Below are 19,023 nucleotides of genomic sequence, written 5' to 3'. Positions count from 1 at the left end.
GGACAGGATAATAGGACCTGTTATTAGGAGAAAAACATGCTGAGAAATATTAGATTTTCTACATTCTTTAAAAATTTTTTTTACGTTTCCTTTGGAAACATAACTAGTCAAATTTTAAATTTTGCCATAATGGTGTACGTTGCAAACGTCTTTGGTCCGGGGCAATTTGGTATTATAAGCTTTGTAAATATAGTGGTGATGTATTTCTTTTACCTTGCATCCTTTGGACTGTACGGTCTTGGCGTGATAGAGGCCAGTAAGAATAGGAAGTCCCTAAAGAAGACTGTGGACACAATCGTTAGCCTGAGGATTGTGCTGGCCATAATTGTATTCATTCTGCTGTGCATAGTAACTTTATTTATACAAGAGGATAAAAACTTTAAAATTATGCTGCTTATAAATGGATTAACTATTTTAGGTTCTTCCTTTTATATAGATTGGGTATTTAATGGTATTGAAGAGATGAAATACAGCTCCATCTCTGTAATAATAAAAAATGTTGTTTATTGTATCCTCATCGGTGCCCTTATTGGTTCCGGAATCAGTAGGTCCATATATATTGTGCCAATCAGTTTGGTGATAGCAACCTTTGCTTCCAGCGGATATTTGTTCTGGGCGTATATAAAAAGGCAAAAGCAGCGGTTTAGCTTTAGATTTAATATAAGAGAGTATAAAGCCCTGCTGGGTGAATCCTGGCCCTTCTTTTTTAATGGTATCTTTGCCTTAGTTAATTTAAACATGGATACACTGATGCTGGGAGTTCTAAAAACCAATTATGAAGTAGGACTGTATAACTCCGTTTACAGAATAGCAAGTGCCTTGATTCTGGTTATCAGCTTTTTCTTTACTCCTGTTTATCCTATGCTCATAAGTAACTTTAATGAAGGAAAGCATGAGACATTGACTTTGATTATTAATAAGCTGAGAAAGCTTATGATAACAATTTGCATCCCAATTTTTCTGGGGGCCTTTATATTAAACAAGGAAATAATGAGTACCTTATATAAGGATGACTATTTAATTGCAGCCAATACTTTTACAATATTGATGGTCTATATTGCCATATTGTCCATAAGGGAAATTTACGGCTATGAGCTCAATGCTTGGGGACAGCAGAAGAAGTATATGAAGGCAGTATCCGTATCTGCAGTTTACAATATTATTGGAAATGCTCTGTTGATACCCCATTTTGGAATAGAGGGGGCTGCCATCAATACCTTGATCAGTGAAATCATCAACTACATGCTTATGAAAAAGTATGCCAATGAGGTGCTGAAAATACAATATGAAAATAGATATATATTGAAGATACTGATAAGCGGTATGTGCCTTGCAGCTACAGTCTATTTAATGAAGCTTATCACTGCAAACGCCCTATATATAATTTCTGTAGCCGGAACGGTGTATTTCGCAGCAATATTTTTGACCAAAGCCTTTACCTTAAATGAATTGAAAGAGCTGTTATTAAGGAAATAGTAAATAGAAGGAAAAGGGAGCTTGTGGCAAGTATCAACAACCCGTGACAAGCTCCTTTTATTTTGTGGATAAAATATATGTGCCTGTGTATATTTTTGAGTTGACGGAGGAAGGACTAAATGTTGTCATCATCTATATCATCAGGGTTATCAGCTACGCCGTAAAGTTCTCTACCCTTAATTCCAAGCCTGGCTCTTTCTTGCTCAGCAATTTCACTGATCATAGTTCGCACTTCTTTTGAATGCTTTATTTTTTCAAGAATAAGCTCCTTGTGAGTTTCATCTGCTGTATATAGGATTATTGTACCTACGCCAAATATTTTGTCCCATAAGGTACGCTTAAGTCTGACGTCCAGAACCCTATACATAACAAGTTCGTCTTCTATAGTAGAGAAAAAGCCTTTGTTAACATAAAGTCTATTGTTTTCAAGCCTATATCTTGTAAAGGATAGGGGCAGTCCTAAAAATCTTTTTCTATCTTTCCATTCCATAAAAATCCTCCCTATTAAATTACTAACAGTAAACTATAATCTAATTTTACTTGAATATGCATATTATGTGAAGAAAAAAGTAGGTAAAATAAAGGACCCGCTTAGTTTACGCGGGTCTTCAGAAACATGTTGAAGTTATTTATTATAAATTGAATAATCCTGAGATTGTACTATAATAGGAACTTTAAAACGAAAGCCACTACAAGTCCATACAACAAAAGTGTTACATCCTTAAACTTTCCTGTTAGAACCTTTAGGACTACGTAGCTTACAATACCAAATACTATACCTTCCGCTATGCTGTAGCTGAAAGGCATCATTATAATAGTTAAGAAAGCTGGAATTGCCTCTGTAAAGTCATCCAGATCAATTTCGTTTATCGGTGACATCATAAACAGTCCTACCATAATCAATGCCGGCGCTGTTGCAGCAGCAGGTATCATTAAGAAAAGTGGTGAAAAGAACAGGGCAACTCCAAACATTAATCCGGTAGTCAGTGAAGTAAGTCCAGTTCTTCCGCCAGCAGCAACTCCTGAGGCACTCTCCACAAAGGTTGTCACGGTACTTGTTCCAACTATAGCACCAAAAGTGGTACCTATTGCGTCTGCCATAAGGGCTTGTTTTGCTCTTGGTACATTACCTTTCTCATCCAGCATCTTTGCCTTTGTACATACACCTACCAAGGTACCTACCGTATCAAAGAGGTCTACGAACAGGAATGTAAACACAATCACCAGCATATCAACAGTAAATACATTAGAAAAATCAAACTTAAAAAGTATTGGGGATAAAGATGGCGGCATGGAAATAATACCGAAATTCTCTGGAAGATTAGTTATACCCATAGGTATACCAATTAAGGTTGTAACAGCAATGCCAATAAGTAAGGAACCCTTTATATTTTTAGCAAACAAATATCCGGTAATCAATATACCGATTATAGCTAAAAGACCGGAACCGGAAACAATGTTTCCAATGGTTAAGTTTTTGGCATCGTCAATTATAATAATGCCGGAATTCTTTACACCTATAAAAGCAACAAACAGGCCAATTCCAACGGAAACCGCTTTTTTTATGTTAGAAGGTATAGCGTTTATTATAGCTTCTCTTACATTAAAAAAGGTAAGAAGAATAAAGATTAATCCTTCAATAAGGACTGCGGTTAATGCCATTTGGAAGGAATAGCCCATCATACCTACAACAGTGTAAGCAAAAAAGAAATTCGGGCCCATGCCTGGTGCCAGAGCAAAGGGAAGCTTTGCGTAAAGGGCCATTACCAGGGTAGCTACCAAAGAAGATAGGGCCGTAGCAGTAAAAATTGCACCTTCTGGCATGCCTGCAGCACTGAGCACTGAGGGTTGTACACCTAAGATATATGCCATGGTCATAAAGATAGTTAAGCCCGCTACTACTTCCCTTTTAACATTGGTATTATGCTCTTTTAAGTTGAACATTCTTTCCAGCAATTCTGGACTTTTCTTCTCATTAGTATTTTTCATTTGAATCCTCCTATGTAAGATCTTCTAGGTTTCTTACTATTTAGTTTTTGCATTAATATATTATTATATGAGGTTGTACAAGTCAAGTGAAAACACGAACAATGTTTTAAAAATATATAATATACTTCGTGTCTTAAATGCTTTTAATTTATAGACTATACTCAGTGAAACTATAGTGTTGCAAAGCACACAATTTACTATTTATTTTAATAGGTATTTATATTACAATAATGAATATATTTTCTAATAATATGTTATGTACAAAAGAGGTGGGCGATTTGAGAGATGAAAGTAATAAATTAAGCCATATTTTATCTATTCAATACCATGAAAATGTAGTAAGTACAATTGAATTAGAACAATTCGGAAAGGAAAAGCTCTCCTTTGGAAGAGGACAGGACAATGATATTGTACTTAAGTCAAGTATTGTGTCAAATCAACATGGGTTTATTGTATTTAAGGATGGCAGATGCATAATAGAAGATAATCAAAGCACCAATGGGATAATTATCAACCAGCAAAAGGTTATCAAAGCGGAACTAAAAAATGGTGATATTATCAGAATTGATGACTTGGTTAATAGAAACTCCGAAGGCATAAGCATGGTCTACACTGTTATTCATGGAGAAGGAAACCAGAAGTGGAGAAATTACTTTATTAATGAAGCACAAAGCATAACAATCGGCAGAACAGATGATAACACTATAGCTATAAAACATAGTTCAGTATCCAGAAAGCATGCAGAGATATTTAGAAGGAAAAGCGGATTCTATCTGAAGGATTTAGGAAGTACTAACGGCACCTTTCTCAACGGAGAAGCTATCGGTTCGGAGAAGGCGTTGAAAGAGGGAGACGTCATTTTTATAGGAAATACTAAGTTTATTTTCTATAATGACAAGCTTGTTTATGAAGTCATAACAAAAGGTTTAAGCATTGAGGCCATTGGTATTGGCAAGGTAGTTAAAGAAAACAGGGGGATGTTCAAAGGCAAAGCAGAAAAGCGTTTACTGGATGACATAAATATCAGTATTAAGCCGGGAGAGCTAGTGGCGCTTGTGGGTGGAAGCGGTGCCGGAAAGTCTACCTTTATGGATACGCTAAATGGATTTAGAAGAGCTACTATGGGAACTGTACTTGTTAATGATGATGACTTCTATAATAACTATAACGCTTATAAAAACATATTGGGATATGTGCCACAGCAGGATATAGTATACGACAATCTCAATGTTGAGGAAATGCTTACATATTCAGCCCAGCTTAGAATGCCAAAGGATGCAACCATGGATGAGATAAAAAACAGAGTAGCTGAGGTTATAAAGGATGTAGAATTAGAGGGAAGAGAAACTGTTGTCATAAAAAATCTCAGTGGTGGGCAAAAGAAAAGAGTAAGTATAGCAGTAGAACTTCTTGCAGATCCCCAGCTGTTTTTCTTGGACGAGCCAACATCAGGCTTGGATCCAGGTATGGAAAGAAACATGATGCAGCTTTTGAGAAAGCTTGCAGATAAGGGGAAGACAGTAATCCTGATAACTCACGCCATGGCGAATCTTCATTTGTGTGATAAGGTTACCTTCTTAGGACGAGGGGGAAAGCTATGCTATTTTGGACCGCCTAAGGGGGCTTTGGACTTTTTTAATATTAATGACTTTGTTGATATCTATGATTTGATAACCTATGAACCTGACCAGTGGTGCGACAGATTTAAAAAGTCAAATTATTATATTTATAGCAAACCGTTAAAAAATAAAAGTTCTGTAAAAAAGAAACATAATAAAATTAAGGGACAAAGTGGATTAAGGCAGTTTAGAGTTTTATGGAGAAGATACTTTAAATTAACAGTAACGGACCGTCAAAGATTACTCTTGCTGTTGCTGCAGGCGCCTATAGTTGCTTTGCTTCTGGCTATTGTAACGAAGAAGAACGCCTTTTCAATATATGAAAGTACCTCTCAGATTTTATTTACCCTTTCTTGTGCAGCGGTATGGATCGGGGTATTAAATTCTATACAAGAGGTATGTAAGGAAAGAGTAATATTCAAAAGGGAAAGAGCAGTAAATTTAAAGCTTATGCCTTATATAGGTTCAAAGCTGTTGATATTAGGCATCATTTGCATCATTCAAAGCGTAACTATGATAATGATCTTTGATTTAATCATTAAATTTCCAACGGACTATAATTTGGTATGGAATGTGAAATTTGAACTGATTGTAACTACCTTCTTGACCCTATTTGCATCAGCGGCAATGGGAATAGCAATTTCTACACTGGTTACCAATAGTGATAGAGCTATGAGCATAGCACCATTTTTACTTATTCCGCAAATTATATTTTCCGGTTTCATATTTAAATTATCTGGAATTTCAGAGAAGTTATCTACAATTTTTGTAAGTAAGTGGTCTCTGAGAGCAATGGCAGAGAGCTTAAACATCAATTCCCTTCCCTTGAAGATTATAGAGGAAAATAAGAATAATCCGCAGATTTTGGCGGCACTTAATCAAATGGGCAGGGAAGTAATAGGGGCCTATGACCATGATATAAACTTACTTTACAGAAACTGGATAATTTTAGGGGTTACAGCGGTTATATGCATTGCAATATCCCTAATATCATTAAAAATAAACACTGATAAATAATTGGAGGTAACAGTAATGAGTGATTTTATTAGCTTTATAAAGGATAATATTTTGATTACAGCGGTTGCCGGTGTGGTGATACTTTTATTAATAATAATATTGATAGTGGCAATTAAATCATCAGGGAAGAAGAAAGTTATGGATAACATGTATCAACAAAAACAATTTGCTGATGTAAAACCTAACTTGAACGGAACACCAGACAATTTTAAGACAGAGACTTTAAATGCTGATTTTAGAAATGTTCAACCACAACCTAGACAAACTGAAAACAATGGACATGTAGTTAATATACAGAATACAGCAGTAAATAAAATTCAGAGAAATATTATACCTGAAGTATTGCTGATGACTGAAAATGAAAAGACAGTAATGTTAAACAGTAATGCAGCTGAAAAGACGGTAAGTGCAGAAACTGAATTGTTATCAAAGGATATCCAAGTCACAAACAGTAATTTGTGTGAAACTCAACTTCTAAATGTTGAAGAGCCTGGGCCAAAGGCAAGATTAAAGTATGTAAAAAATGGTGTTGAAACAGAATATGTAATAAAGGAAGATGTTGTAAATATAGGTAGAGACCCACAGCTTTGCGAGTTCGTCCTTGAAGAAAATCCTGTTGGTAGAAAGCATGCAATGCTTTACTCTAAAAAGGACAGATTCTTCCTGGTAGACTTAAACAGTAAGAATGGAACCTTTATCAATGGACAAAAGGTAGTGGGTGAAAAAGAAATATTTAATAATGATGTGGTAAAATTTGCTGCCAGTGAAGTTACTTTCTTATTTGATTAAAACTGCTCAGTATGCTATGCATAAAGGAAGTACAGACAATTTAATCATTGCTGCAGTAATGGTTTAGGGGGTGATGAGTTTGAAAAAAAGCCTATTATTACTCATTGCTACAGTTTTAATAATATCTGGTTTCATATTTATCTTTGCTTACAGTATATCCCCAAAGGTCAAGTTTACTGAAGACGATAATAACAGGGAAACTTTCAACTACATTATTGGTAAAGAGGTTTTAGGGTCCCTAGGGAAAATTATCAGTGAGGAAAAGATGGAGTTTGATTTTAATTTTACTGAAAGAGAGCTTAATGACATTTTATATTGGCAGGTGGAAAAATTAAACTCCAGCAATAATAAGATAAAAGGACTTCACTGCAAGATAGATAATGGAAACCTTATCTTTTATGTAGATACGGATATTTTATCAATGCCTACTCAATTTGTTATTAAGTCTAAGGTTGATATAAATGAGCACAAGCTTAGTATCAAATTGGACGACATGAATATGGGAAGCTTAAAGCTGCCAAAGGGGTGGGCCTTAGGTTTTATAGAAAAGAACTTTAAAAACATCAAGGTAGATAAGAAAAAAGGGATAATAGAGATTTCCCTTAAGCTGCCCAGGCAATTGATAATAAGTTATTTTAAGGTTGGAGATGAGGTGCGGTTTAAGCTTTTGGTGTCGGTAAATTCAAAATGGGATTTCATAAGTATTGCAACTTACCTATACCCTAAGGATTATAAGGATATTATTAAGGACTTCATATTTGATTAACTTTTAAGGAGTGAGGATCTTGTATAAAAGCTTATTTATGATGCTGGGAGGAATATACTTATTGGTCCTTGCAGTGGGTTTAGCTATATTTTCCTTTTGTGGTTTTTTAATAAAGCGAAAGAATATGCAAAAGCAGCAGTCAGGCATAGACTCTGAATTTGTTATGCCTGCGGAAAACATTGACAATATGGAAACTTCCATGGTTAGAACAGTTACAACTACTAGTAATACAGCTATAAGTACAGTAGCAGAAGGTTTGGCTACGGAGGATATTGCCACAGAAAGTATGTGGGTGGAGGCTATTGAAGTGGGGGATAATAGTACAGACAACTTTAACTAGGAGTGAAAAGGATGCTCAATATTGGAGATATAATTGATAATAAATATGAAATAGTACAGGTGATAGGCCAGGGAGGCATGGGCAGAGTCTACAAAGCCAAACATATAGTTCTGAAAAATCTTTGGGCCATTAAGGAAATGAGACTTGTTAACGGCAGTTTGAGCGATTTGCTGGTGGAACCAGATATATTGAGAAGATTAAAGCATCCAAGCCTTCCCGGAATAATAGACATATTCAGAATCCATAATTACATCTACATAGTTGAAGATTATATAGAAGGTGTCTCTCTTGATAAGTTACTGAGAGAAAGAGGACCTTTTGAAGAAGAAACTGTAATTAGCTGGGCAAAGGAAGTCTGTGGTGTATTCCAGTATCTCCATTCACATCGTCCACCTATTATATATAGAGATATGAAGCCGGAAAATATTATGATTGATAAACAAGGCAAGGTGAAGGTAATAGATTTTGGTATAGCCAAGGAATACAGCAGTGAAAAGGAAGTAAAAAGCTATGGTACACCGGGTTATGCCTCACCGGAACAGTACCGGGGCTATATTGATGAGAAGACGGACATATATAATTTGGGAGCAACCATGTATGCTCTCCTAACAGGAAAGCCTCCCAGAGACAAAAGAAATCTCCCGGAAACATCTATAGTAAAGCCCATGGACCTAAATAGTAATGTAACACCGGCTATGGAAAAGATAATTATGAAATGTTTAAGAGATAATCCATCTTTACGATATAACAATATTATGGAGATGATGCAGGACTTAAACAATATAGAAAAGATAAATAAACGAATTACTCACCGGAATTTGAGGACTGTAGTAAAATATACCGTCATAGGGGCAATATTCATAACATTATTAGGTACAGCCAACGTAGTCTATAAAGGTTTAAAAGAAAGGAACTTTAATAGATATAACAGCAATGTCAGTGCTGCTTTAGAGAAGTATAAAAACGGTGAGGTACTTGTTGCGGAAAAAGAACTGGTGGACTTAACTATAGAAAAACCTGAATATCCTGAGGCTTATAGGGAATTATATAAAATTTATATCAGACAAAACCAAAGTGATAAGGCAGTAAGCAATTATGAACAATATGGAGAAAAAATAAAAGCTGATAAGGAATTGTTTTATGTAATAGGCAGAGCCTATGCTGAAGTTGGTGATTACACTTCAGCAGAAGATTATTTAAAGATGGCTCTGGAAGAAGATGAGAATTATAAAGAGGCAAAAGAAGCCTTATGTGTTGTTTATGTAAAGAAAAAGGATTTTAGCTCTGCTGAAAGACTAGCAGGGGAGTTGGAAAGGGAAGATGAGGCGGATAGCTACGTAAGTTACTTAAAAGCAGAAATCCTCCGAGGGAAAGGCAGCCTAAAGGAAGCTGAAAAAAGTATTGAGAGTGCAATGGCTATTGATCCGTCCAATAAAAGATATGTATTGTTTTATGCTGAGCTATTAGAACAGCAAGGGGATGGCGGTAAAGCATTATCTATTCTTGAGGAGGCAGAAAGAAAGTTTAGCGGGGACTTAGAAATCTTATATAAAACCGGTGAGATGTATCAAAGACTTGCCTGGAATGAAGAAAATGAAGACTTTGCACGGAAGAGTAATGAGATTTTTGAAGAATATATAATGGCTGCTTCGCCAGATAAGGAAATATACCTTAAAATGGGTATGAACTTCCGAATTCTTAAGGAGTATACTAAAGCTTTTGAGTATTTTGAAAAGGCTATTGCAACGGATAAGTCATATGCCTCAGCTTATTTTCAAATGGGTTATCTTGCTATAGTTACAGAAAATGAAAAGTCTACAGAAAGGAAGGATTATTCCAGAGCTAAGGAGTATTTACAAATGGGAATATCCCTTAAACCTGACTCTGAGGAATCAAAACAGGCAGAAGATTATTTGAGGAGAATAAGGGAGAGTGAGAAAAGATGAGTAAGAAAGGAAGCAAGAAAGGACTTATAGTTAGCCTGGTTGTAATATTGATGATGGCCGCAGGCATTATCTTGATACTAATGGCTGATGCTGATAATAGCAAAAGAAGGCAAATGGCAGCAGAAAAGCTATTTTTAGCACAGCATTTTATGGAATATAATGAGCCGCTAAAGGCTCAAGAATATTATAAGGAATTTTTAAGCATAGATAATGGAAATAAAAATGCCAGGGTTGGGCTGGCTTCTGCTTATTTTATGCAGAGAAAATTCAATGAAGCACAGGTAATTGCTGAGGAACTAATTGACAGCCGGCCAAAGGACTATGAAGCTTATGAGCTGATGGGATATATAAATATTGGGCAGAAAAGGTATAATGAGGCTAAGGACGCCTTTGAAACTGCAATGAAACGTAATAAAGAGGATGAAAACAAATATGAGGATTTGATTGAGGTTTCACAAAAACTTAGCGAAAGTACCGACGAAATACAGTATGTTAATGAAATTGCTAAAATAGATGAAAAAATAATAGAAAGTTCTAATGAAAGGACAGAGGAACTTATATTAGAATATGGGGAAAAAGGAGATGTATATGCAACATATTCTAAGGCTTTTGTTCTTATTGAGCAAGGAAGGGCTTACGAGGCAATTGAAATTATAAAGAAGCAGCCTGCAAAGGTAGAAGAAGATCCTTTAATTTTAAAAACTCTAGGAAGATCCTATATGGTTATAGGTGATAATGAATCTGCCCTTGAAGCTTTGAGATATGGTGACATAAAGGATGAAGAGACAGCTTACTTATTGACGGAACTATATCTGGATGAGTTAAATAGTGATGAAACTGGTTATGATACAGAAAACAAGGGGTTAGGACATTTACTTAAAGGCAAAAAAAGTACAAAAGCTATAAAAGAAAGTATAGATAATGTAATAAAGAAACATAAGAAAAGTATTTATATACAACAGCAAAAGGCAAAATACTTAGTTCTCACAGAGAATAAAGAAGAAGCTAAAGTGGTTATGGACAATATCATGGAATTAATAAACAAGTATTATGATAAGGAAGATGAAATCTATACCTTAATTAATGTTTTAAAGCTGGACAGACCTACAAATGACTCAAGTAAAAGGATAGCAAATAACCTGAGCAAATATTCTGTTAAGGAATGGTATAGCAAAAAGAATACTGCTACTTGGAATGACTATGTTGTTAATTACTTCAGTACAAAAAATACATCTATGAAACTGATAAAAGTTGATAGTTCAGAGTATCCAAAGATATCAGCTTATTTTAAGTTTACCGGACCTGATAGGGACAACTTGAATGAAAAGGATTTTAAATTAGTAGACAGCGGAGTTGAGATTAAGAATTTTGATTTTAAAACTAAAGATGAAACGGAGACTTATATAGTACTGGTTATGGATAACAGCGGCAGTATGTCTGACGGCAGACTTGAGAATGCTAAGGATGGAGCCATAAAGTTTGTAGATAAAATGAATGATAATGACAGAATACTATTTGCTGTTTTTGATGACAGTATAGAATTTTTAACGGACTTTGAAGGGTCAGGAAGTAAAGAAACTCTGAAAAGCAGTATCAATTCTGTATATACTGCAGGAGGTACAAATATCTTTGGTAGTTTGAACGAGTGCTTGACGAAGCTTCAGGATAAGGTAGGCAATAGGGCCATTGTTCTTTTAACTGACGGCTATGATGAAAATCAAACTTTGGTTCCACATGTGATAGACAGAGCTAAAGAAATGGGGGTTCCGGTGTTCTCAATTGGCTTAGCTGAAGACAATACGGTATTACAGAAGATTTCCTATGAAACCGGTGGACAATACCTTCACGTAAAGAGCGGCGATGAAGTTGATGACATGTATGATATTATAAGAGACCAGCTTAATAATATTGTAAGAATTGATTATGAAGCAGTTGGCGCAGATAAAGAGCTTAGACAAATAAAACTTGAGTATCCTGGTGAGGAAATTTTTGCTGTTAAAAATTATTCTGAAAATTATAATGACATCATCACGGATGGTTATGAAATTGTAGCCTCCGCAATATCTCCTAGAGAAATTTACATTCAGCAGAAGGCTGAGTGTAAGCCTTCAGTGACTGTAAATCTCACAGAGGCAAGTATAGGTAAAAAGATAGGTAAGGCATATTTAGACGGGGTAGTGTTGGACATCAAAGAAAGCAGTGAAACTAAAGTATCAGTAGAACTTCCTTGGTATCTTGAACAGGGAAGATATACTCTGTACTTGGAGGATGGAGATGGCAACATTTACTCTGCCCCGCAGAGCATTTTGGTGAAGGGAGAAGAAAATTATACCACTGCAGTTTATGGCAATATTACCTTAAAGGGGAATGTTATAAACAATCCTAACGCAGAAGGTTCTTACAGCGGAAAACAATTCAGGGGAATAACTACTATAAATGATACAATAACCATTGATGGGGATTTGTATATTAATGACAATAACTATATAACAGGTACAGGTAAGATATATAAGGTGGTCAATAACAAAAAGGTATTACTTAATGACGGAGAATTCAGTATTAATGGAGAAACAAGAGAGATTTTTATAGATAGCGGCAGTGGAGAATATAAAAAGCTTAAACTATATCTTGAAAAAATTGTAATAAACGATGATTTTTCTGTTAATTCCTTTGGAAGAATTGGGGTTATAAAGGAACAGAATGGCTACTATTCTGAGGCGAACATAGTTAGTTTTAAACTGGACTCAGAGAAGGCTAAGCTTGAAGCAGAAAACCTTTATTATGATAATGAAGGCTTCACTATCAGAAATTCCAAAATTACCAATGAAGGAGATGTATGGACAGGCAACGGAGAAATTGAATATAGACAAAACTGGAGCGACAAGATGATTGAATACAAAGGTGCCTATGATATAACTCTAGAGGATGAAGCCAAAGAATTTAAAATACAAAAGATAACTGTTAATTCCGGCAAAGCACTGGCCGTGGATTTCAGTAAGAGCGGAATTCAGTTCTCTGAGAAGGTTACGGAAATTATAGACCCTCAGACAGCTTTTATAAAGGTTGTATCCAAAGGGGAAGCTGTTAAGGCGGTGGGAAATTCAAAGCTTACTGGTGAAATAATCATCGAAAGAGGGGAGAATGGTAAGTACAACTTGGCTGGAGAACTAAAAAATGATAAGGTAAAGCTGAATTTGAAGAGCGCCTTCATGAGCGAAGCACCTTATTTTGGAGGCAGCACCATAGAGATAAACAACGACAAAGTTGGCCTGATATCCGGTAATGGTAATTTATCCATGGACGAAACCGGCATGACAGGTATTTATAGGGGAACTGTAGGCAGTGCTGCGGATAGCCAATTTAAGATAATAGATGACTCTGTAATTATAGATAATGGTAATCATATAAAGGAATATGGTTTTGATGGTGCAGAGAGAAGAAGTACTGATACAGAAACTGCCATTGTGCAACCAAGTATAACCATATCTAATGTGATTTTTGAAAACGGATATTTAAATATAACTTGGGCTTGCCAAAATGCGGCTGGTGCAGTAATCAATGTATATGCCAGCAGTACTAAAGACTTCAAAGATGAGCTGTTGCTTAGCTCAGATATTGCTTACGATGTATACAGTACAGGAGTAAACATTTATATGAGTGACTATAAGGTGGGAGACTACTATATCTTCGCCTCCATTGACAATGGACAGTCAGTACCAAGCTTTGGATACTTCAATACACCCATAACTATAACAGATCCAAACACACCGCCTAAGGTTGAATTTGAAAGGGTTTATATAACTAATGGTAACCTGGTATTGAAGCCTAAGCCATTGACTAACAGCGATATTCAGGGAGTAAGAATATATGAAACCGACCATGCAGGAAATATTAATCCTGCTAACTCAGTAACACAGTACTTCTCCGAAAACATAATTATTGAAAATGTAGCAATGAATAAGAAATACAAAGTTGCTGCCTATAATTATAATGGTACTGAAGGACCGTTGTCAGAAGTAATAGATATGAGTTCCACAAACTTAGGAGAGCTTTTGGTGAAGATACTATGGAATCCGGACAAGGAAGTAATTAATATTAATAAGGTTGCTGCAAATATAGACCTGTTAAAGGAAGGAACCACAGAGATTATATTGAATAACCAGGAGTATAAGAAGGATATTAAAAAGTCTGGAAACTACTATATAAATCTTGAAGAAGGAGTAAACGAAATAAGAATAACCAGTGAAGCTGATGGCATGATTAACAGTATAGATAAGCTGTATACGGTGGACTCCAAGGCTCCGGTACTGCAAATGCACAGAAGCTATAAGGATTTTGTTGCTGATAAAAAGACACTGACAATAAGCGGAAAAACAGAAGCAGGTTCACAGCTGACTGTAAATGGAGAATCTTTGCAAGTAAATGAAACCGGAGACTTTATGAAGGTGATAAAGCTGAGTTATGGAAACAATAATATTGTTATCAGCGCCTTGGATAGTAATGGAAATGAATCTCAATATACTATCTCTGTAAGATATAACGGAAATGTTAGACTGTACACCTATGTTACTTTCGCTATTGTAAACTTGCTCACAGGATTAATATTCTTTGTGCTTATAAAATCAAGAATAAAACAATTAAAACAAGCAGTATAAAAGATGAGTTTCCGGTAGGATCAAAGTTACTTTGATCCTACCGGAAATTTTTTTAAGACTATATTTAAAGGGAAAATGGTGTAGATCTGCCGGAAATATACACTTAAAATATATTAATTCTTAAAGCTGTGTATCGGTGAAGGAATTCTGCCGCCTCGAGCCACAAAGTCCGTGCTGGAGAAAGGATTTACCTTCATAATTGGGGCTCTTCCAAGAAGGCCTCCGAATTCCACACTGTCACCTAGGTCTTTTCCGGGTACAGGAATAATTCTTACTGCAGTGGTTTTATTATTTATAACTCCAATAGCAGCCTCATCAGCTATTATTGCCGATATAGTTTCCGCTGAAGTAGTTCCCGGAATTGCTATCATATCAAGACCAACGGAACATACGCAGGTCATAGCTTCTAATTTCTCCAAAGTAAGAGCGCCAACTTCTGCAGCAGTTATCATTCCAATGTCCTCGCTGACAGGTATGAAAGCACCGCTTAGGCCGCCAACATGACTGCAGGCCATAACTCCGCCCTTCTTCACAGCATCGTTTAATAAGGCCAAGGCAGCGGTAGTTCCCGGAGCGCCGCAGTATTCAAGACCCATTTCTTCAAGTATGTGAGCAACACTGTCGCCAACGGCAGGGGTTGGAGCTAGGGACAGGTCCACTATACCAAAGGGAACACCAAGTCTTCTTGAAGCCTCAGAAGCTACAAGCTGACCCATTCTGGTAATCTTGAAAGATGTCTTCTTTATAGTTTCTGCCACTACATCAAAGCTTGCTCCCTTAACCTTTTCCAAGGCGCGCTTTACAACTCCTGGACCACTAACGCCAACATTTATTACACAATCTCCCTCGCCAACTCCATGAAAGGCACCTGCCATAAAGGGGTTATCTTCAACGGCATTGGCAAAGACAACGAACTTAGCACAGCCAAGTCCATCTCTGTCCGCTGTTAACTCTGCGGTTTTCTTTATAATATGTCCCATTTCTCGTACGGCGTCCATATTAATACCAACCTTGCTGGAACCTATGTTTACGGAGGCGCAGACTCTTTCTGTCACATTTAAAGCTTCCGGTATAGATTCTATAAGAAGCTTATCACCCTTTGTATAGCCTTTATGAACCAGGGCAGAAAAGCCTCCGATAAAGTTTACGCCCACAGCTTTGGCTGCTTTGTCAAGGGTCTTGGCAAATTCAACGTAGTCTGTATCGTTGGTGGCACCGGCAACAAGGGATATAGGTGTAACAGATATTCTTTTGTTGATTATAGGAATACCGTATTCCTTCTCGATATCATTTCCTACCTTAACCAGGTTAGCAGCTTTAGTTGTGATTTTTTGGTATATTTTTTCTCTGCATTTCTCACCATCAGAGTCGATACAGTCCAACAGTGATATACCCATAGTAATTGTACGTACATCAAGTTTTTCCTTATCAATCATTTCAATGGTTTCTAGTATTTTATCCTTATTTATATTCATAGTGCAGCCCCATTTCTCCTATATTTCATGCATTGAATTAAAGATATCTTCGTGTTGAGCTTTTATTGATACCCCAAGCTCCTTGCTCTTAAGCTCCAACTTTTCATTTAATTCATCGAAATTTACAGACATGTCGCTTAAATCTACCAACATTATCATTGTAAAATATTCCTGAAGAATTGTCTGGCTGATGTCTAAAATGTTCACACCACAATTAGCCAGTTCAGAGCTGACTCCTGCAATTATTCCCTTCTTATCTTTTCCAATTACAGTAATTACTGCGCGCATAAAATATAACCCCCTTAGATTTTTGGCCCATTAATATAAAATTAACTTCCTTAAGTGTGTTTATTTTTGTTTATTATACTATTATTTAAGGGCTATTTCTATATAGTTTGGCATAAAGTAAACTTTTACATAACAAAAATAAAAAATATTTTTATTATTTGAACATTTTTTACTATAGGTCTGGATAAGTTAAAGTTATAATTTTAGTGTAACTTCAGATATATAAAAGTATCTACTATAACTTCGCAGTTATGGTATACTATACTTAATCCTTGCATGTAATTTTTGTGAAGATAGAGAGGTATTTATAATATGAAGAAATGTTCAATTTGCAATAAAAATTTAGCAGTTATTTTTACGACTAAGATAGAAGGTGGGAAGACAGAAACTCAAGGAATATGTTTGGATTGTGCGAAGAAAATGGGACTGCCAGTGGTAGATCAGCTCGTACAGCAAGCGGGAATTTCCCCAGAGGAACTAGAAAACCTCAGCGAACAGATGAATAGCATGTTCCAGGATGGAGAAATGGAAGAGTTCCTGAACAGCACCAACATGATGGAACTGTTTAACAGCATGATGCCAAAGGATAAAGACGCAGAAGCAAGCTTTACTGAACAGAATTTTTCAGATGCTTATGAGAGGGATCAAAAGATTGAGGACAATAATTATAAAAAAGAAAAACATAATAAGTCTAGAGGTAAGAAGAAGAATTTAGACAAATACGGAACCAACTTGACTCAAAAGGCTCTTGATAAAAGTGTGGATAGAGTAATCGGCAGGAATAGGGAGATAGATAGAGTCATTCAGATCCTAAACAGAAGGACAAAAAATAACCCTATTCTAATTGGAGAACCGGGTGTAGGTAAAACAGCTATAGCGGAGGGGCTAGCTGTAAGAATAGCAGAAAAGCAAGTTCCTGCTAAGCTCTTTGACGCAGAGGTATATCTCTTGGATTTAACGGCAGTGGTAGCCGGAACTCAGTTCAGAGGTCAATTTGAAGGAAGAATGAAAGCTATCATCGATGAGGCTAAGGAATTGGGTAACATAATCCTTGTCATTGATGAAGTTCATAATATTATTGGAGCGGGAGAAGCGCAAGGCGGAGCTCTAAATGCAGCCAATATATTAAAGCCGGCTCTTGCAAGGGGAGCAATACAGGTAATAGGAGCTACAACCCTTGAAGAATACAGAAAGCATATAGAAAAAGATTCAGCTCTGGAACGAAGATTTCAGCCCGTTATAGTAGAGGAGCCCTCAGTAGAGGATACAATTGAAATCCTAAAAGGCATTAAGTGCTACTATGAAGATTACCATAAGGTAATAATTCCTGATGAGGTAATAGAGGCTGCAGCAAACCTTTCTAGCCGATATATCAATGACAGATATCTTCCGGATAAGGCTATTGATATAATCGATGAGGCCAGCTCAAGAGCTAATTTGAAAAATAAAGGTTTAGTGGAATTAAAAGCACTGAAAGAGGAACTGGAAGAGATAAACACAAAAATAGAAGAAGCGGGCTTAGCAAATGATTATCAAAGAGCGGCTCAGTACAGGGTGGAGCAATGCAGGCTTGAAGAGAAAATAAATAAAATTGAAAAAGAAAGCTCTAATGTAACTTTAACTATAGATGATGTGGCATATGTAATTGAAGCTTGGACAAAAATTCCCGTTCAAAAAATTACTGAGGAAGAAGCTCAGAGACTTATAAATATAGAGGAGAGACTGCACTTTAGGGTTATAGGCCAGGATGAAGCAGTTACCAATATTTCCAGAGCCATAAGAAGAAATCGACTTGGCTTTAGAAAGAAGAAGAAGCCATCATCCTTCATATTTGTTGGACCAACGGGAGTAGGTAAGACAGAGTTGGCAAGAGCTCTTTCTGCAGAACTTTTCGGATCAGAAGATGCTTTAATAAGAATTGATATGTCGGAATACATGGAAAAGCATACTGTATCTAAACTTATTGGAGCGCCTCCGGGATATGTGGGTTACGATGAAGGGGGTCAGCTCACAGAAAAGGTTAGAAGAAGACCCTACTCTGTGTTATTGCTGGATGAAATAGAAAAAGCCCATCCGGATGTATTTAATATGTTACTTCAGATATTGGAGGATGGAAGACTTACAGATAATCAAGGCAGGACAGTTTATTTTGAAAACACTATTATAATCATGACCTCTAATGCAGGAACAAACTTTAAATCCTACGGCATCGGCTTTGCTCAGGAGGGCTATGAGGTAATAGAAGGAAAAGTAAAGGATGCCCTCAAGGATATCTTTAAGCCGGAGTTCCTGAACAGAGTTGATGACGTCATAGTATTTAAGAGCCTTATAAAAGAGGAACTCTATAAAATTATTGATATAATGCTTCGTGAAGTTTCTGAAGAGGCAAGGGAAAAGCACATTACCATAGAATTTACTGATGCCTTAAAGCAATTTATTCTGGATAAGGGCTATGATCCTAAGTATGGTGCAAGACCACTAAGAAGAACTATTCAGAAATATGTAGAGGATGAGATTACCGATGCCTACTTAACCAAGAAAATCACAGAAGGTTCCAGAATAAAAATTGACTACGCTGACGGAAAAGTTATAATTGTATAGAAATATCAAGAGCCGCCGCACTCAACAAAAAAGTGCGGCAGCTCTTTTTACTAAAACCCCTT

The 19,023-nt window shown here is 36.4% G+C and carries 12 protein-coding genes; 8 read left to right on the top strand and 4 right to left on the bottom strand.

Features of this window, described 5'->3' with window-relative positions:
* The first annotated feature begins 36 nt into the window (after positions 1–36).
* The gene (locus FHY60_RS16320; RefSeq protein WP_139906019.1) at positions 37–1,476 is read left to right on the top strand and encodes a flippase; all 1,440 of its coding nucleotides are present in this window, start codon (positions 37–39) and stop codon (positions 1,474–1,476) included.
* Positions 1,477–1,591: 115 nt separating this feature from the next.
* Here FHY60_RS16320 and FHY60_RS16315 read toward each other — a convergent pair whose 3' ends face one another.
* Positions 1,592–1,966, bottom strand: a complete 375-nt coding sequence (locus FHY60_RS16315) for a PH domain-containing protein (RefSeq protein WP_139906018.1) — start codon at positions 1,964–1,966, stop codon at positions 1,592–1,594.
* A gap of 170 nt (positions 1,967–2,136) precedes the next feature.
* Complete coding sequence (locus tag FHY60_RS16310; RefSeq protein ID WP_139906483.1) at positions 2,137–3,429, bottom strand: NCS2 family permease; 1,293 nt, start codon at positions 3,427–3,429, stop codon at positions 2,137–2,139.
* A 314-nt stretch (positions 3,430–3,743) separates the two neighbouring features.
* Between FHY60_RS16310 and FHY60_RS16305 the strand changes: the two genes are divergently transcribed.
* The 6 genes from FHY60_RS16305 to FHY60_RS16280 all read left to right on the top strand — a co-directional run bounded on the left by FHY60_RS16305 (position 3,744) and on the right by FHY60_RS16280 (position 14,597).
* Positions 3,744–6,101 (top strand): FHA domain-containing protein, encoded by a 2,358-nt coding sequence (locus tag FHY60_RS16305; protein WP_163215797.1) that lies wholly within the window; start codon positions 3,744–3,746, stop codon positions 6,099–6,101.
* Positions 6,102–6,116: 15 nt separating this feature from the next.
* A complete protein-coding gene (locus FHY60_RS16300; RefSeq protein ID WP_139906016.1) occupies positions 6,117–6,890 on the top strand; it encodes an FHA domain-containing protein in 774 nt (257 codons plus the stop codon).
* A 79-nt stretch (positions 6,891–6,969) separates the two neighbouring features.
* Positions 6,970–7,656, top strand: a complete 687-nt coding sequence (locus FHY60_RS16295) for a hypothetical protein (protein ID WP_139906015.1) — start codon at positions 6,970–6,972, stop codon at positions 7,654–7,656.
* Between the two features lie 19 nt (positions 7,657–7,675).
* Complete coding sequence (locus FHY60_RS16290) at positions 7,676–7,996, top strand: hypothetical protein (RefSeq protein WP_139906014.1); 321 nt, start codon at positions 7,676–7,678, stop codon at positions 7,994–7,996.
* A gap of 11 nt (positions 7,997–8,007) precedes the next feature.
* Positions 8,008–9,942, top strand: a complete 1,935-nt coding sequence (locus FHY60_RS16285) for a serine/threonine-protein kinase (protein ID WP_139906013.1) — start codon at positions 8,008–8,010, stop codon at positions 9,940–9,942.
* Positions 9,939–14,597: a VWA domain-containing protein gene (locus FHY60_RS16280; protein ID WP_139906012.1), complete on the top strand. Its 4,659-nt coding sequence runs from the start codon at positions 9,939–9,941 to the stop codon at positions 14,595–14,597. Before FHY60_RS16285 ends, FHY60_RS16280 begins: the two co-directional genes overlap by 4 nt.
* Positions 14,598–14,710: 113 nt before the next feature.
* Here the strand turns inward: FHY60_RS16280 and FHY60_RS16275 are convergent, their stop codons facing one another.
* Complete coding sequence (locus FHY60_RS16275; protein WP_139906482.1) at positions 14,711–16,066, bottom strand: PFL family protein; 1,356 nt, start codon at positions 16,064–16,066, stop codon at positions 14,711–14,713.
* Positions 16,067–16,090: 24 nt separating this feature from the next.
* Positions 16,091–16,360: an ACT domain-containing protein gene (locus tag FHY60_RS16270; RefSeq protein ID WP_139906011.1), complete on the bottom strand. Its 270-nt coding sequence runs from the start codon at positions 16,358–16,360 to the stop codon at positions 16,091–16,093.
* 312 nt (positions 16,361–16,672) lie between these two features.
* Here FHY60_RS16270 and FHY60_RS16265 point away from each other — a divergent pair, with 312 nt between their 5' ends.
* Positions 16,673–18,961, top strand: coding sequence for an ATP-dependent Clp protease ATP-binding subunit (locus FHY60_RS16265; protein WP_139906010.1), 2,289 nt, complete (start codon positions 16,673–16,675; stop codon positions 18,959–18,961).
* Positions 18,962–19,023: the final 62 nt, after the last annotated feature.

Origin of the sequence: Clostridium thermarum, assembly GCF_006351925.1 — a bacterium.
Classification (GTDB): Bacteria; Bacillota; Clostridia; order Clostridiales; family Clostridiaceae; genus Clostridium_AU; species Clostridium_AU thermarum.
Note: the sequence above shows the minus strand (reverse complement) of the source record. Positions and strands in the feature narration are given on the sequence as shown.

Coding starts and splice junctions, on each gene's coding strand:
- FHY60_RS16265 (WP_139906010.1), top strand. CDS start 16,673: ATGAAGAAATGTTCAATTTGCAATAAAAATTTAGCAGTTATTTTTACG.
- FHY60_RS16285 (WP_139906013.1), top strand. CDS start 8,008: ATGCTCAATATTGGAGATATAATTGATAATAAATATGAAATAGTACAG.
- FHY60_RS16315 (WP_139906018.1), bottom strand. CDS start 1,966: ATGGAATGGAAAGATAGAAAAAGATTTTTAGGACTGCCCCTATCCTTT.
- FHY60_RS16320 (WP_139906019.1), top strand. CDS start 37: ATGCTGAGAAATATTAGATTTTCTACATTCTTTAAAAATTTTTTTTAC.
- FHY60_RS16280 (WP_139906012.1), top strand. CDS start 9,939: ATGAGTAAGAAAGGAAGCAAGAAAGGACTTATAGTTAGCCTGGTTGTA.
- FHY60_RS16300 (WP_139906016.1), top strand. CDS start 6,117: ATGAGTGATTTTATTAGCTTTATAAAGGATAATATTTTGATTACAGCG.
- FHY60_RS16270 (WP_139906011.1), bottom strand. CDS start 16,360: ATGCGCGCAGTAATTACTGTAATTGGAAAAGATAAGAAGGGAATAATT.